A 17023-nucleotide genomic window follows, 5' to 3' on the forward strand; every position below is an offset into this window, starting at 1 on the left:
AACAAGTAAAGAAAAGGTTACCAAATAGTTTCACCGTTCTTTTTGCAAGCAAGACTCCATGCTATATTGATTTTTGATAACATTTTTAGATTAGAATGCAAAAGCAACGGAGATTGTGTATGAAAAATAACATGGCTATTACAGCTATACTCGCCTCAGTGACTTTTCTGTCAGCCTGTGGCGGTAGCTCTGACTCATCTTCGCCAGGAGACCCTGAAACCACATTGCCCATCAATGTCTGCGAAACCAGCTCCGGTTTAACAACCGTTAATAATGGCACAGAATTGAATTTTAATGTTGAACAGCAATATTACGTCAATCAATCCGCCAGTATTACTGTTGGGGTCAGTAACCAAAACAGCAACGACTACCAGTTTAACTGGCAACAAACTGCAGGACCTGCATTAGATATCAGCTCAGAAAACAGCCCAGTGCTGGCATTTTATATTCCTGAAGCTGCAGACTATAGCTTCACTGTCGAGGCAACCAGTGGCCAAATTTCTTACAGCGACAAAATTTCCATCAGTGCTGCGCAAATGTCGCAACAGTTAAATGTCTATAGCGATCATCAAGTTGTTGCAGGTAATGATGTCAGCCTGCGCCTTGGTCAGATCAACAACCAAGTGCCATCTAACATACAATGGTGTTATTTTTCAGACCAACAAATTAGCCTTGATTTAACCAATGCAGAAAGGCCACTATTTACCGCACCAGATAATATTGCAGAAGATACCTTTGTTGGCCTTAAAGTGACCGCAGACTTTGCCGGTGAAACCTTAACCGATGAAGTCTTTGTATTAGTGACGAAACAAAACGCCATCACCTCGCCCTACTTTGATAGCCCCATCGCTAAAACCTATGCCTATAACAGTGCATCACCTTATGCAATTAACGCGCAGCGGTGTGTTTACTCTAATCAATTAAACCAAACTTGCCAGCTAAATGACTTACCGTTAATTGGCCAACAACTAGACTCAGAAACCATTGCAGATGTCATGGATAGAGTGGTTGTTTCCCATGACTGGATGGGCCGAAACTTTGAGCAATTTTTAACTCAATCGGATCCTAACAGTGATTTTATCAAGTTATTACAATCAGTAAGCGCAGTTGTCATTAGCTATGATATTAGACCATCATTTTACTGGGTGGCTACGGGCGCTATTTACCTCGACCCTGAGTATTTATGGTTAAGCCCGACGGAAAGAGACACCATCAATGAAGCACCTGATTATCGTAGTGACTTTGGTAACGATTTAAAATTTATTATGCCGTGGCGTTATGTGAAAAATAATGACTATGTATCTATTAGTTATGATCGGGCAATCCGTCAATCGCGCACTATTGCAGATCTTACACCGCGCTTAGCCAGTTTGATGTATCACGAATTAGCTCACGCTAATGACTTTTTCCCGCGTTCGACCCATAGCCAGTTACAAGGCCCGACTTTAATTGATGACTTCTATCGTAGAGCAAATAGCAATTCACTGGTATCTGATCAATTGCAGAATATTGAGCCATTAACCAGCGCTGAAATGTATGGTTTAGCCGCCGTCAGCTTTTTAGGTGAAACCGCTGACGCAACTCAAAAAGCCTATGTACCTAGTGATGTCACTAGCTTCTTTTTGACCGATTATGCTAATGATTTTTATAACTACTCGTCGACTCGTGAAGACGCCGCAATGTTGTTTGAAGAAGCCTTTATGAGTCATCGTTATCAAATTCAAAGGGATGTGGCAGTCACAGATACCGATAACTTAATCGTAGATTGGGGGCAGCGAGGCCGCATTGGCGCAGACGAACTCTCAACCCGAGCTGCATTTGTTATTAATCAAATGATGCCTGAAGTAGATGGTGAATCGTTATTAAATGGCTTACCTGCGCCAATAAACATGATTGCCGGCCAAGATTGGTTTGATAATGTCGATATATCACCCAGCCTGTCAAGAAACATGTCTAGAGCCAGCACAATGTCAAACATCAGTTCAGACGCTAACGCTGTGACATCAGATAATAGGCCTGCAATACAAGTGGGTCGTGAGCACAGAGATATGCCTATACCCTCGCGTTAACCAAATCAGAAATTAACCAATTTTTTGTGACTACCAATAAAAAACCACCTTAATCGGTGGTTTTTTATTTTAGATTGTAAGCTTTCATAAAAGCGTAAAACTCAATTATAAAAAATTGTCACTTACAATCGCAGCATTTCTTTAATGAAAGGAATCGTCAATTTACGTTGATGTACCATAGAAGCTTTATCTAGCTTATCAAGCACATCGAATAAGGTACGTAAGTCTCGAGCCATGCGAGTTAACAGAAAGCGCCCCACCTCATCAGAAAGCTGCAAACCACGCATCGCTGCACGCCGCTGTAATGCCACTAACTTTTCTTCGTCTGCCATGGGTTGTAATTGATATATCAAGCCCCACTGCATCCGTGAAATTAAATCAGGTAATGCAAAACCAGCTTCAGTTGGTGATGAGGTGCCACTTACAATCAAGCGACAATCTTGCTGCTCTTCAATACGATTGTATAAATGGAACAGCGCCTCTTCCCATATTGGGTGTCCTGCAATGGCATCAATATCATCGATACAAATTAGTTGTAACGACTCAATACCTTCAAATAGCTCAGGAGAAATACTGGCATGAATGCCAAGTGGGATATATAAAGTACGGCGCTCTAAATCGTTCGCGTGCGCACAAGCTGCGTGCATTAAGTGAGTACGGCCAGACTTTACCGGACCATATAAATACAAACTAGAAGCAAGGCTGCCTTCAGCGGCAGCCTGTAGCTTTTGGATTAACTCATCGTTACCTACTGCAGGGTAATAACTCTGAAATGTTTCATCATCAGGTAAATAAACTGGTAACGATAATTGTTTTGGTGAGTTTTGGGTCACTCAAAAATTCTCTAATAATTAATACAAGCGACAGTTAGTATAACACACTCAATCTAATGCCATTGATAGATTAATGACACTGTTGTTTCAGAATCTAGATTAGGATCAACATTATTGATACTGTTTTCTTGCCCAGCGTTTAAATTGGGTGGAACCACTGTGTTAACAGTATCAATTTGCGTCAGTCTTTTATTAATACTCAGTAATTTTTCTAAATCGCTGGCATCACCAAATAACGATAAGTTGTAAGTAACGGTATCAGCTTTAAACTGGCTTAATCTCACTGACTTAATCGCACTTAATTGGGTTAAGTAAGCTTCAATGTCAACTAATTGCGCCATAGTTTGAACCCCTACTAAGGTTAACTTAGTTTGGGCGCTGTTTCCTGAGTCAGCGAAGGCATATTGGCTAACAAAATATCCCGCTAACCTTGATAAGATTTCATCTGTTGCTTGCTCGTAATCCGCGACTTCTGCTTGGTGGTTAATTAAAGGCTGCATAACACCGCTAGCATTGCCTTTATCAAATAAAGCTACATTAAAGCGCACAAAACCGCCCACTTGATCAATATCGGCCATGGCAAAATAGTCCGCTTGGTAGCGTTTTGATGCATTGGCAACCACATCGGCAAACATGCCTCGTACATCAGAGACATTAACTTGCATCACATCGTCTAAATCCATCACAGGTAACAGGATTGGAATGCCTTTATTATTGGCATCTAAATCGATTTGCGTTCTAATATCAGATTCAGCTGCATCCGCTAAAATAGCTCTATCGCCAGCATTTTCGATAGACATCCATAACAAAGTTGATGGGCGTTGGCGGCCCCACACTGGTAATTCTGCTTCACGAAGGGCCGAAATAATACGTTTATGATCAAAGTTTGCCTTTAACACTAACTCATCATCCACTTGGCTGTAGCCGTATTGAGTCAGTAAGGATTCAGGCTTGTTAATATGACTTTTAATCAATGGGTGTTCAAGCACTGAAGTTAAGCCCGAATTCTTTATAAATACAGTGGATAGCGCTTGTTTTAAGGCAACTTGTCGTTCATTTGTGGCTCGAGAAGTTACCACAACATCAGCTTCATCGAGTAAAGCGATTTCAGCAGCAATAACAGCAAAGCTGTTTAGGGCAAACACACAACCAATAACAATGAACTGAATTAAAAGTTTTAACATGGCAAAGTAAACGCAATCTAAGAAAAGTGTTCGAAGTGTAGCATATTAATTTTACTTCTAAAATTACATTACAGTGCTGTAATTTGCAGCAAAAGGCTGTTAAAGATGATCTAAAATACAGACATTATTAGCAATTTCACTTATCTTAAATTCGAAACTCTCATTTATAATAAACATAGGATTTATATGAAACGCTTGTTCATACCCTTACAGGGCGCACAAATGCTGTTTGTTGCATTTGGTGCCTTAGTATTAATGCCATTGTTAAGTGGGCTTGATACAAGTGTCGCCCTATTCACTGCCGGATTTGGCACATTGTTATTTCAAATCATCACTAAGCGCCAAGTGCCTATTTTTTTAGCCTCATCATTCGCGTTTATAGCGCCAATTATGTATGGGGTACAAACATGGGGCATTCCCGCCACAATGGGTGGACTCATGGTGGCAGGTTTCGTTTATGTGCTGTTAGGTTTGATGGTCAAGGTCAAAGGGAGTGGCTTTATTCATAAGCTTTTACCTCCGGTTGTTGTTGGGCCTGTCATTATCATTATCGGTTTGGGCCTTGCGCCTATGGCCGTTAACATGGCGCTGGGTAAAACAGGTGACGGTAGTAGCGTTATTGTAGAACAAGAAATTGCACTATTTATCGCGCTAATGTCATTAGCGACCACTGTGTTAATTGCCGTTTTTGCCAAAGGTGTGCTTAAGCTAATGCCGATCCTTGCCGGTATTTTGGTGGGTTACGGCTTTAGCTTGGCGTTCGGTATTGTTGATTTTAGTCCAGTTGCGCAGGCAAGTTGGCTTTCTGTTCCCAAATTTGTTGCCCCTGAATTTCACTGGCAAGCGATACTGTTTATGATCCCCGTAGCCATAGCGCCAGCCGTTGAGCATATTGGCGACTTATTAGCGATTTCAAATGTGACAGGTAAGGATTACTTTAAAAAGCCTGGGCTACACCGTACGTTAACGGGTGATGGCGTGGCCACCATTGCGGCCTCAGCACTAGGCGGACCACCAAACACTACCTACAGTGAAGTCACTGGCGCAGTAACACTGACAAAAAACTTTGACCCGCGAATAATGACTTGGACTGCTATCACGGCGATCACGTTAGCGTTTATTGGTAAATTAGGCGCATTGATGCAAACAATTCCGTTACCCGTTATGGGCGGCATTATGTGTTTATTATTTGGCTCCATCGCCGCAGTTGGCTTAAATACCTTAATTAGAAATCAGGTAGATTTAAATGAGCCACGTAATCTCAGCATTGTTGGGGTGACTTTAGTGTTCGGTATTGGGGGAATGGCTTTTGGTATTGGTGAGTTTAGCCTGACAGGCATTAGCCTATGTGGCTTAGTGGCGATTGTAATGAATTTAGTCTTACCTATGCCAAAAGAGCCTCAAGCCGATTAAGTTTTAATTCCATATTACTATTGTAGGCAACAAAAAACCCTTAATTTAAGCAAATTAAGGGTTTTTACTTTAAAAGTTCATCTATTTTGCGTTTAAGCTTTGAAAAATTCGAAGCTAACGCTTACAGGCGCAACAAAAAATGACTTATTCAGCGTCTTCTTCAGTGCGGAACTTATCAGCTGTTGCGGTGATCATTGGCTGTAACTCACCTTTTTGGTACATCTCAGTGATGATATCGCAACCACCGATAAGCTCACCTTCAATCCACAACTGTGGGAATGTCGGCCAATTAGCGAATTTTGGTAATTCAGCACGGATATCTGGATGCTGTAAAATGTCTACGAAAGCAAACTGCTCACCACAGTTGATCATCACTTGCGCGACTTGAGATGAAAAACCACAGCTTGGTAATTTTGGAGAGCCTTTCATATAAACAATGATAGGGTTTTCACTAATTTGCTGCTTAATTTTGTCTACTGTTTCCATTTTTATTCCTAAGTGCTACTTAATAATCTAAGGCTATTGTACGCCAGCTTTCATCATAACAAAATCCCACAGTTTGTAGGGTTTTGTTAGAAAATGATTTTTTCGATTGACTGTATCGACATATTTCATCAAACAATGATTCACATCACAAAAATTTTAAGTACAATGTCAGGGTGAGCATGTCATACCAAAAGGTATATAAAACGATAACCTAAGTCCATGGAGAGATACTAATGGCTTTCGAATTACCAGCATTACCATATGCTAAGAACGCACTTGTACCACATATTTCTGAAGAAACTATCGAATTCCATTACGGTAAGCATCACAACACTTATGTTGTTAAGCTTAATGGTCTTGTTGCAGGTACTGAATTTGAAAACAAAACCTTAGAAGAAGTTGTAAAAACTTCAACTGGTGGCGTATTCAACAATGCAGCTCAGATTTGGAACCACACTTTTTACTGGAACTGTCTAGCGCCTAATGCTGGCGGTGCTCCAACGGGTGCTATCGCTGAAGCAATTAATGCAGCTTTCGGCTCATTTGAAGAATTCAAAGCGAAATTTACTGATTCTGCAGTAAACAACTTTGGTAGTGCTTGGACTTGGTTAGTTAAAAATGCTGACGGTTCTGTGGCTATTGTTAACACAAGCAATGCTGCGACTCCTTTAACTGACGAGTCAGTAACACCATTGATGACTGTTGATGTTTGGGAACACGCTTATTACATCGATTACCGTAACGTTCGCCCTAACTACCTAGCTGCTTTCTGGGAATTAGTTAACTGGGAATTCGTTAACGCAAACTTCGCTGGCTAAATGCTAACAAGTTTACAATGAGATGAATAAAAGGAGCTAATTAGCTCCTTTTTTATTGGTTCATGTTTAGTGTTTCTGTTTTATCGTTACTGCTCAAACCGACCAACTACATTTGCAACAGTTGCATTTGCAACGTTTTATCTTTGTTTTTATTAGAATTTTTTACAATTCCCTATTCGCTAATCTCAAATCCCTGACCTAGACTTTATCTAACGGCCATTAAAAAGCACTACTATTTTGTTTAAATTAAAATCGGCTTAACACCATAAATGCGCTGTCACTCAAGTACTTTCACCTTAGTTTAAAGGGGTTTCTTATGGGCATATTCGAACATTACCAACAACGTTATGAGCAAAAACTAGACGAAGAATACTCACTGCAGCAGTTTCTTGAAATCTGTAAGGAAGACAGAAGTGCTTATGTGTCGGCGGCCGAACGGATGTTAATGGCCATCGGTGAATCTAAAACCATCGATACTTCAAAAGATCCTAAACTCAGTAGAATTTTTTCAAATAGATTAATTTCTTACTATCCAAGCTTTACTGATTTTTATGGCATGGAAGAGTCCATTGAACAAATTGTCTCTTACCTTAAACATTCTGCCCAAGGTCTAGAGGAATCAAAACAAATCCTCTATCTGTTAGGACCAGTAGGTGGTGGTAAATCATCATTAGCAGAAAAACTCAAAGCCTTAATGCAAAAGGTGCCTATTTACATCTTAAGTGCCAATGGCGTTCGCAGCCCCGTTAACGATCACCCTTTATGCTTATTTGATCCCGATGAAGATGCTGAGCTGCTAACTAACGAGTATGCGATTCCACCACGTTATATTAAAACCATCATGTCACCATGGGCAGTAAAACGTTTACATGAATTTGGTGGGGACATTACTAAATTTAAAGTAGTTAAGGTTTACCCTTCGATCTTAGATCAAACCGCTATCGCTAAAACCGAACCCGGTGATGAGAATAACCAAGATATTTCAGCATTGGTGGGTAAAGTTGATATTCGTCAGTTAGAGCATTTTTCACAAGATGACGCTGACGCTTATGCCTACTCGGGCGCATTATGCCGTGCGAACCAAGGGGTGATGGAGTTTGTGGAAATGTTTAAGGCTCCAATTAAGGTGTTGCATCCACTGCTTACAGCCACACAAGAAGGTAATTACAACGGTACAGAGGGCTTATCTGCCTTGCCATATAACGGTATGATTTTAGCTCACTCCAATGAGTCTGAGTGGACCACTTTTAGAAATAATAAAAACAATGAGGCATTTTTAGACCGAGTTTACATCGTAAAAGTGCCCTACTGTTTACGGGTCTCTGAAGAGATGGAAATTTATCAAAAATTACTGTCAAACTCAGAACTATCCAAAGCGCCTTGTGCCCCTGGCACCCTAGAAACTTTAGCTCAGTTCAGTATTCTGTCACGCTTAAAAGTACCTGAGAACTCCTCTATTTACTCAAAAATGCGCGTCTACAATGGTGAAACGTTAAAAGATACTGACCCTAAAGCCAAGTCGTACCAAGAGTATCGTGATTATGCCGGTGTCGATGAAGGAATGCAGGGGTTATCAACTCGTTTTGCATTCAAGATATTATCTAGAGTGTTTAACTTTGACGATACTGAAATTGCTGCAAACCCAGTACATCTATTTTATGTACTTGAAAAGCAAATCGAACAGGAACAATTCCCTGCAGAGTTAAGTGAAAAGTACCTCGAGTTTTTAAAAGGTTATCTCATTCCTAAGTATGTTGAATTTATCGGTAAAGAAATCCAAACCGCATACTTAGAGTCTTATTCAGAATATGGTCAGAACATCTTTGATAGATACGTCACTTATGCAGACTTTTGGATTCAAGATCAGGAGTTTAGAGATCCAGAAACTGGCCAATTATTTGACCGCTCAGCGCTAAATGCTGAATTAGAAAAAATCGAAAAACCAGCTGGTATCAGTAACCCTAAGGATTTTCGTAATGAGATCGTCAACTTTGTATTACGTGCTAGAGCCAATAATGACGGTAATAATCCACTGTGGACCAGTTACGAAAAGCTCAGAGTGGTGATTGAGAAAAAAATGTTCTCCAATACCGAAGATTTATTACCGGTTATTTCTTTTAACGCGAAAACCTCAGCAGATGATCAACGTAAACACGATGACTTTATCAATCGCATGATGGAAAAAGGCTATACCCAAAAACAAGTCAGATTACTTTCAGAGTGGTACTTGAGGGTACGTAAATCGTCATAAGTATTGCTAACTTTGCCCTTACCTTTATGCGCTAAAAACCGTTAAGGGCAAAGTCCATTAGGAGTTGTGTATGGCAAATTTTATTGATAGACGCCTCAATGCAAAAGGTAAAAGTACCGTCAACAGGCAACGTTTTATTGAACGCTACAAAAAGCAAATCAAAAAATCAGTCAGTGAAGCCGTAACCAGAAGAAGTGTTACAGATATCGATAAAGGCGAGAAAATCAGTATCCCAACACGTGACATCAGCGAACCGACATTTCATCAAGGACAAGGCGGTGTGAGAGAGCGTGTCCACCCAGGTAACGATCAGTTTAATAAAGGTGATCAAATTGAGCGCCCCAAAGGCGGCGCAGCCGGACAAGGTAGTGGCGAAGGTGAAGCCTCTAATAGCGGCGAAGGTAAAGATGAATTCTTGTTTGAAATCTCAAATGATGAATATTTAGAGCTGTTATTTGAAGATTTGGCGTTACCGGATTTACAGCAAACTAACGCCAAGCAAATGGTTGAGTTTGAAACATACCGCGCTGGTTACACTAATGTCGGCGTACCAGCCAATATCAATATTGTCCGCTCACTGCGATCTTCATTGGCTAGACGCATTGCCATGACTGCAGGTAAAAAGAAATTACTCGCCGAGCTTATTAAGCAGCTTCACGAGCTTGAAAATACCCCCGGCACCCAAGCTGAGTTGATCATGGATTTAAAACAGCAAATTGAAGATCTTAAAAAGCGTATCGATAGCGTGCCTTTTATAGACAGTTTCGATTTACGTTTTAATAATTTTTCCAAACGTGAAAAACCATCTAGCCAAGCAGTCATGTTTTGCCTAATGGATGTTTCAGGTTCAATGGATCAAGCCACCAAAGATATGGCAAAACGATTTTATATTTTACTGTATTTATTTTTAACCCAGACCTATAAAAATCTTGAAGTGGTCTACATCCGGCATCACACCCAAGCAAAAGAAGTAGACGAACATGAATTTTTCTACTCACAAGAAACAGGCGGTACCATTGTTTCTAGTGCCTTAAATTTAATGCATGAAATTCAGCAAAAACGTTACCCTGCTGATGAGTGGAATATTTATGCCGCACAAGCCTCTGATGGCGATAATTGGGCTGATGACTCACCAGCTTGTAGGCAACTCCTTGCTGAGAAAATATTACCGGTATCTCGCTATTTTAGTTACATCGAAATAACCCGTAGAGCGCATCAAACGCTTTGGCGTGAATATGAAACCTTACAAGCACAATTTGGCAATATCGCCGTACAACACATCAAAGAAGTAGACGATATTTATCCAGTGTTCCGTGAATTATTCAAAAAGCAGCCTAGCTAAGGAGTCACAATGACAAAACCGACTACTGACGACAAAAGTGCTGGCATTGAAGAGCTACAAAACACGGCACAATCAGCCAATATTGCCGAAAAATCACAGCCTAAAGCCCATGGTAAACAGCCTTTAGATGATGGCCCTGATTGGACCTTTGACCTACTCGAAACCTACATGGCAGAAATTGAAAAAGTAGCGGCTTTTTACAAATTAGAAAGTTATCCCAATCAAATTGAAGTGATCACCGCAGAACAAATGATGGATGCCTATGCAGGTATCGGTATGCCTATTGGTTACACCCATTGGTCATTTGGCAAACGTTTTATTGAAACGGAGCAAGGTTACCGTCGCGGTCAAATGGGATTAGCCTACGAAATTGTGATTAATTCCGATCCGTGTATTGCTTATCTAATGGAAGAAAATACCATTACCATGCAAGCCCTTGTGATGGCTCACGCCTGTTTTGGCCATAATAGTTTCTTTAAAAATAATTACTTATTTAAAACATGGACCGATGCTAGCTCGATTATTGATTACTTGGTGTTTGCTAAAAACTACATCCGAGAATGCGAATTAACTTACGGTGTTGAGCAAGTTGAGCTAACCCTCGACTCTTGTCACGCATTAATGAATTATGGTGTTGACCGTTATAAACGCCCTGCTGAAATATCGTTTAAAGAAGAAAAAATGCGCCAAAAAGACCGTGAGAGTTACTTACAGAGTCAGGTTAACGACCTGTGGCGAACCGTACCAGTTAACCCTGATAACATAAAACCGGAAAATGAAATTAAATTTCCTGAAGAACCACAGGAAAATATCTTATATTTTATCGAAAAGAACGCCCCATTACTTGAACCTTGGCAACGTGAAATCGTTCGAATTGTGCGGAAAATGGCGCAATATTTTTATCCGCAAAAACAAACCCAAGTAATGAACGAAGGTTGGGCCACCTTTTGGCATTACACCATTTTGAATCATATGTTTGATCAAGGCACTGTGACAGATAGATTTATGTTGGAGTTTCTACAAAGTCATACTGCTGTGGTCGCTCAGCCAGCTTACAATAGCCCACATTATAGTGGCATAAACCCCTATGCTTTGGGCTTTAACATGTTTGTTGATATCAGGCGTATATGTGAGCACCCTACTGAAGAAGACAAACGTTGGTTTCCTGAGATAGCCGGAAGCGACTGGTTAACGACGGTTACATTTGCAATGGAAAACTTTAAAGACGAAAGCTTTATAAGCCAATACCTGTCGCCAAAAGTTATGCGAGATTTTAAGCTCTTTAGTGTGTTAGATGATGATAGTTGTAACCGTTTATCTATTTCAGCTATTCATGATGATAGTGGTTACCACTTAATCAGAGAAAAATTATCACAGCAATATAACTTGTCAAATCTAGAGCCAAATATCCAAGTGCAACAAGTAAAAGTTAATGGTGATCGATCATTAACATTACGCTACATCCCCAATAAACGTATTCCACTGAGCCACAGCCACGAAGAAGTGCTAAAGCATTTACACCGTTTATGGGGCTTTGATGTCAGCATTGAGCAACTTGAAGAGTCTGGTAATGTAACTAAGTTGTCGCAATGCCCCCCAGCTAAAGCAGAAACTAAGATGACTACCATGTAATCACTGCTATTGAGTTCCATTAAACTTAAGCCATAAAAAAACCAACCTCGCGGTTGGTTTTTTACTGTATTAATTAGCTATTATTTATTACTGATAGCAATCTCTGCAGGCATATCATCACGCAACTTTTGCCACATAACGCCGCTGTTAATGCCATTTGATTTCATCAACCCATTAACGTCATTGTATTTGTGCTCAATGGCTAAAACTTCAAGCTTTTTGTAAAAATCTAGTGAGATCGCTCGCGCCTCTTCACTCGAGAAATAATAGCGACCTACTCTGCTATACAATCCCTTGAAACCATTAAGAATAAGAACATAGAGCGGGTTTCCTGAAGAAAACGCTAACGCATGATGTAATTCATAATCATAATCAGCATAAGCTTCAGCAGTGTCTTCTAACTGATGAATTTTTGCTAATACCGCTTGAGCTTTTTCTGGGTTATTTCTAATGGCGCCGCGAAAATAAATAATACTCACATTGGCTCGCGCTGAAAGCAGCTGATCAACCAATAACGGGAATCCCTCAGGGTTTAAATCAGCAATAGTTTCTAAAATATTTAAGCCAGAGGTTTCCCAAAAATTATTCACTTGGGTTGGTTTGCCATGTTGAATTTTGAGCCAACCATCACGCGCTAATCGTTGTAACACTTCTCTTAATGTTGTTCTTGTTACGCCAATTAATTCTGATAGTTCACGCTCTGCGGGTAATATCGACCCCGGTGGAAACTTATTTTCCCAGATGGAACGTACAATCCATTTTTCTGCAAAACTTGCAGGACCCTTTGCATTGATAATTGTCAACTTTAACATCCCGTGGTTAACCAATAGACAGATCATACCAGAGGAAATATAAATACACACCATACATAGCAGTTAAAGCCTAGATCTAACCTTGTTACCGGTTACTTTTTCACCAATCGCAGATAAGTTTGTGACGTAGCAGTTATATTCGTTGGCTATTTGTCGAATGATAGATTTTCTTGGATTACAATCAATGAAGTTTGCGCTAAAATACCGCGTCAAACAAAAGGATGTAAGTTAGCGATACAGCTAACGAATTTTGAAACTAACAAATATAATGCGTTTAAATGACTGATAAAAAAGGCTATGACGAAAAATTGTTTACTGAGCAAGATAGTTTAGAAACAATGTAATTCGTCTTATTCAAAGTCAGCTGTAAATACGTCGCTCTATTTGTCACGAAATTCCTTCCAGTAAATTTCACTATCACAAAATCACAACTGGAGAGGCTATTATGCCGTCAACTGCTGGTAATGCATTTTTTCATAACTTCTTGGGTAATTCACCAAGATGGTATAAATATGCAATATTGTTGTTCCTCGTTATAAATCCATTATTATTTTTCTATGTCAGCCCATTCATCGCAGGTTGGGTACTGGTAGTAGAATTTATTTTTACCCTTGCAATGGCACTAAAATGCTATCCATTACAGCCTGGCGGCTTACTCGCCATACAAGCTGTAATTATAGGCATGACCTCCCCCACACAAGTTCTACATGAAATAGAAGCTAACCTAGAAGTATTATTATTATTAATCTTCATGGTTGCTGGTATTTACTTCATGAAGCAATTGCTACTTTTTGTATTCACTAAAATGATCACTAAAGTACGTTCAAAAATTGTTGTTTCATTGATGTTTTGTACCGCTTCTGCTTTTCTGTCGGCCTTTTTAGATGCCCTAACAGTTATCGCGGTTATCATCGCTGTAGCCGTTGGTTTCTACTCGATTTATCACAAGGTGGCATCAGGTAAAGACTTTAGTTCAGATCATGACCACACTAAAGAAGATCGTGAACAGTTATGCGATGAAGAGTTAGAGGCTTTTCGTGGTTTCTTAAGAAACTTACTAATGCACTCTGGTGTAGGTACTGCTCTTGGCGGTGTTTGTACTATGGTCGGTGAACCACAAAACTTAATCATTGCAGCCCAAGCTCATTGGCAATTTGGTGAATTCTTTATTCGTATGTCACCTGTTACCATGCCAGTATTAATCGCGGGTGTAGCCACTTGCTTCATTGTTGAAAAATTTAAATGGTTTGGCTATGGCGCACAACTGCCAGATGCGGTTCATAAAATTTTAAGCGATTATGCTGCCTATGAAGATGCAAACAGAACCACTGCCGATAAGATGAAACTGGTTGTTCAGGCTCTTGTAGGTATTTGGTTGGTCGTAGGTTTAGCCTTCCATTTAGCCTCTGTTGGTTTGATTGGTTTATCCGTTATCATCTTAACCACGGCATTTAATGGCGTGACAGATGAACATGCGATTGGTAAAGCATTTGAAGAGGCCTTACCTTTCACAGCCTTACTTGCGGTATTTTTTGCCGTGGTTGGTGTGATTATTGATCAACATTTATTCGCCCCTGTTATTCAATGGGCACTAAGCTTTGAAGGTAACGCCCAGTTAGTGGTGTTCTATATTGCTAATGGCTTATTGTCGATGGTGAGCGATAACGTGTTTGTGGGTACTGTCTATATTAATGAAGTAAAAGCAGCATTAATCAGTGGCCAAATCACCCGTGACCAATTTGATTTATTAGCTGTGGCGATTAACACAGGTACTAACCTGCCTTCTGTTGCGACCCCTAACGGTCAAGCTGCATTCTTATTCTTACTGACCTCTGCTTTAGCACCATTAGTAAGACTGTCCTATGGCCGTATGGTTTGGATGGCACTGCCTTATACGATTGTACTGTCAATTGTCGGTGTTGTTACTATTGAATCTGGCTTCTTAACCGATATGACCCAGTATTTTTATGATAGTCACATCATTATTCATCATACTGCGAAAGACGTTATTGGCGCTGCAAGCGGGCATTAATGTTTAATAATTTGAACATTATCAATTAAGCACCCTCTAATGAGGGTGCTTTTTTATATCCCGTTGAGTTTTCATACTAATAATAAATATAAGATCGAAAGGAGTTTGATTTGAATCGTTTACAGAGTTTCACTCGTTCACGTAGCGCTTGGTTAATATTACTTATGTCAGCAATTGGCCTAGAGGCTGCTGCGCTATTTTTCCAATACGTGATGAATTTAGCCCCATGTGTCATGTGCATTTATGTCAGAGTGGCGGTTTTAGGATTAATTATTGCCGCTATGGTGGGGCTGATAGCACCAAAATTCTGGTTAACCAGAATAATAGCTATCGGAGCTTGGGGAGTCAGTGCTGCCTGGGGATTAAAGTTATCACTTGAACTTAATAAACTACAGGTCGACCCATCGCCTTTCTCCACCTGCTCATTTTTCCCTGAATTTCCAACATGGATGCCACTGGATAAATGGCTCCCAGCAGTGTTTTCCCCTACTGGCATGTGCAGTGACTCGCCTTGGACATTCTTATCAGTAAGCATGGCGCAATGGATGGTTGTCACTTTTATCGTTTATTTAGTCGTACTGGCAGTAATAATCATTCCTGCAGTAAAACCAGCTAAATAAAAAATGACTATTCAACGTCTTTTAATGGCCAAAGTACGATATAGTCTTCTAGCTCACGTACTTTGGTTTCATTAATGGTTTTACCCTTCACCGATATGCCAGCTTCATGCATGGCCTCTTTAGAACCTGTCAGTAAAGGATGCCAGCTGGGAAGCGTTTTGCCTTGGTATAAACGCTTATAAGCACAAGAATCTGGTAGCCATGTTAATTCAGCTACATTATCTGCAGTAATGGCCGTACAAGCTGGAACATATTTGAAGCGTTCAGGATAACGTCGACAACCGCCAGATTCATCATCTAACAAATGACAAGCTGCATTGGTGTAATACAACTCTTCTGTTTCATCATCGATTAATTTGTTTAAGCAGCATTTTCCACAACCATCGCACAGTGATTCCCACTGCACGATACTCATTTCTTCGAGTTTTTTTTCATTCCAAAAAGACATAGTTCAATAGTAATAGAATAACATTGCCGCTATTGTACCACTAATTGATTGGCGGATTTTTGATTCGTTCAGAAAGGTAAGTCACAGTTAATAAAAAATGTACGCTGTTAGACCATTTTTGAAGCAGTTTGAAATTATTATACACCAGATATTGGCGACCTTTTTCACCGTCAGGCATTAACAAAGCAACTTGCATATCATCACGCTTGGGCAAATCATTACCGTTATAGCGACGTACACCAAGCGCTTGCCATTCATTAAACGTTTTAGCATTGTCTATACCGGTATCTTCCACGGCTAATGCTTCAATTGAGCTAACTTGACGCCCCCAGGTTTCATCATTACGCCAACCGGATGCCTGCAGCATTGATGCTGCAGTTGCAAAGGCATCGTACTGATTATTCCAAATATCTTTATTGCCATCGCCATTACCATCTTGCGAAAAAGCTAAGTACTGTGACGGCATTAATTGTAGGTGACCCATAGCGCCAGTTGATGAACCGATTAATTGCTCGTATTGAACATCATTAGATTCAATGATGCGTAAAGCAGCAATAAATTCATCAATGTAAAATTGCTCACGATTGCCAGAATAAGCATTGGATGCGGTGACAGATAAAATCGGAAAATTACCTTGTTGCTCACCAAACTCTGAGGTTAATCCCCATAGCGCAACTAAAAAACGTGGCTGAACACCATAACGATCGCCAATAGCAACGATAGCGTCTTGTTGTTCTTTCAACATGGCTCTTGCGGTAACGACGGTTATTTCAGGTACATTTTTAGGTATGTAACTTTCTAGATTCAAACTGGTTTCAGAGCCCTTTACTGTGGCTCTTTTAAACACTTTGATTTTTGAGAAATGTTCATCGATCGTGTTTGAGGAAATACCCGCAGCGATAGCTTTATCTTTAAGTGAGTCTAAATAATCATCAAAACTAATATCTTGCTGCGCAAAAACCAAATTCACAGCCAATAAATAAACTATTACAGATGAAATGATCTTCCAAATCATAAATTGTCCTAAATTAACTCAGCATTGCTATTCTTATTTTTATTAACTAAACGTTAACACGTTTTAGC

General features: G+C 40.0%; 14 protein-coding genes. 8 read left to right on the plus strand and 6 right to left on the minus strand.

The window, feature by feature from the left end; all coding sequences use genetic code 11:
- Positions 1-119: 119 nt before the first annotated feature.
- Complete coding sequence (locus tag Q4546_RS10315; protein ID WP_303413097.1) at positions 120-2069, plus strand: hypothetical protein; 1950 nt, start codon at positions 120-122, stop codon at positions 2067-2069.
- 122 nt (positions 2070-2191) lie between these two features.
- On the opposite strand, the gene hda is transcribed toward Q4546_RS10315, so the two are convergent.
- The gene (gene hda / locus Q4546_RS10320) at positions 2192-2902 is read right to left on the minus strand and encodes a DnaA inactivator Hda (RefSeq protein WP_076537757.1); all 711 of its coding nucleotides are present in this window, start codon (positions 2900-2902) and stop codon (positions 2192-2194) included.
- 53 nt (positions 2903-2955) lie between these two features.
- Positions 2956-4086: a DUF2066 domain-containing protein gene (locus Q4546_RS10325; RefSeq protein ID WP_303446236.1), complete on the minus strand. Its 1131-nt coding sequence runs from the start codon at positions 4084-4086 to the stop codon at positions 2956-2958.
- A gap of 186 nt (positions 4087-4272) precedes the next feature.
- On the opposite strand from Q4546_RS10325, the gene Q4546_RS10330 reads away from it, so the two are divergent.
- A complete protein-coding gene (locus Q4546_RS10330) occupies positions 4273-5499 on the plus strand; it encodes a uracil-xanthine permease family protein (protein ID WP_102437312.1) in 1227 nt (408 codons plus the stop codon).
- A 144-nt stretch (positions 5500-5643) separates the two neighbouring features.
- On the opposite strand, the gene grxD is transcribed toward Q4546_RS10330, so the two are convergent.
- Complete coding sequence (grxD, locus tag Q4546_RS10335; protein ID WP_076537750.1) at positions 5644-5985, minus strand: Grx4 family monothiol glutaredoxin; 342 nt, start codon at positions 5983-5985, stop codon at positions 5644-5646.
- A 233-nt stretch (positions 5986-6218) separates the two neighbouring features.
- On the opposite strand from grxD, the gene sodB reads away from it, so the two are divergent.
- The 4 genes from sodB (at position 6219) to Q4546_RS10355 (ending at position 12028) form a co-directional block, all read left to right on the plus strand.
- The gene (sodB, locus tag Q4546_RS10340) at positions 6219-6803 is read left to right on the plus strand and encodes a superoxide dismutase [Fe] (RefSeq protein WP_102437310.1); all 585 of its coding nucleotides are present in this window, start codon (positions 6219-6221) and stop codon (positions 6801-6803) included.
- 316 nt (positions 6804-7119) lie between these two features.
- Positions 7120-9054: a PrkA family serine protein kinase gene (locus tag Q4546_RS10345; RefSeq protein ID WP_102437308.1), complete on the plus strand. Its 1935-nt coding sequence runs from the start codon at positions 7120-7122 to the stop codon at positions 9052-9054.
- A gap of 70 nt (positions 9055-9124) precedes the next feature.
- Complete coding sequence (locus Q4546_RS10350; protein ID WP_102437306.1) at positions 9125-10396, plus strand: YeaH/YhbH family protein; 1272 nt, start codon at positions 9125-9127, stop codon at positions 10394-10396.
- Positions 10397-10405: 9 nt separating this feature from the next.
- Positions 10406-12028, plus strand: coding sequence for a SpoVR family protein (locus Q4546_RS10355; RefSeq protein WP_303413089.1), 1623 nt, complete (start codon positions 10406-10408; stop codon positions 12026-12028).
- 80 nt (positions 12029-12108) lie between these two features.
- On the opposite strand, the gene fadR is transcribed toward Q4546_RS10355, so the two are convergent.
- Positions 12109-12840, minus strand: coding sequence for a fatty acid metabolism transcriptional regulator FadR (fadR, locus tag Q4546_RS10360; RefSeq protein WP_102437303.1), 732 nt, complete (start codon positions 12838-12840; stop codon positions 12109-12111).
- 445 nt (positions 12841-13285) lie between these two features.
- Between fadR and nhaB the strand changes: the two genes are divergently transcribed.
- Positions 13286-14872, plus strand: coding sequence for a sodium/proton antiporter NhaB (nhaB, locus tag Q4546_RS10365; RefSeq protein WP_102437301.1), 1587 nt, complete (start codon positions 13286-13288; stop codon positions 14870-14872).
- 110 nt (positions 14873-14982) lie between these two features.
- On the plus strand, positions 14983-15492 hold the full coding sequence (gene dsbB, locus Q4546_RS10370; RefSeq protein ID WP_102437299.1) for a disulfide bond formation protein DsbB: 510 nt from the start codon (positions 14983-14985) through the stop codon (positions 15490-15492).
- Between the two features lie 7 nt (positions 15493-15499).
- On the opposite strand, the gene Q4546_RS10375 is transcribed toward dsbB, so the two are convergent.
- Complete coding sequence (locus tag Q4546_RS10375) at positions 15500-15940, minus strand: YcgN family cysteine cluster protein (protein WP_102476623.1); 441 nt, start codon at positions 15938-15940, stop codon at positions 15500-15502.
- A 40-nt stretch (positions 15941-15980) separates the two neighbouring features.
- On the minus strand, positions 15981-16955 hold the full coding sequence (locus Q4546_RS10380) for a lytic transglycosylase domain-containing protein (RefSeq protein WP_303446237.1): 975 nt from the start codon (positions 16953-16955) through the stop codon (positions 15981-15983).
- Positions 16956-17023 lie beyond the last annotated feature (68 nt).

Source organism: Shewanella sp. 4_MG-2023, assembly GCF_030548015.1.
Lineage (GTDB): Bacteria > Pseudomonadota > Gammaproteobacteria > Enterobacterales > Shewanellaceae > Shewanella.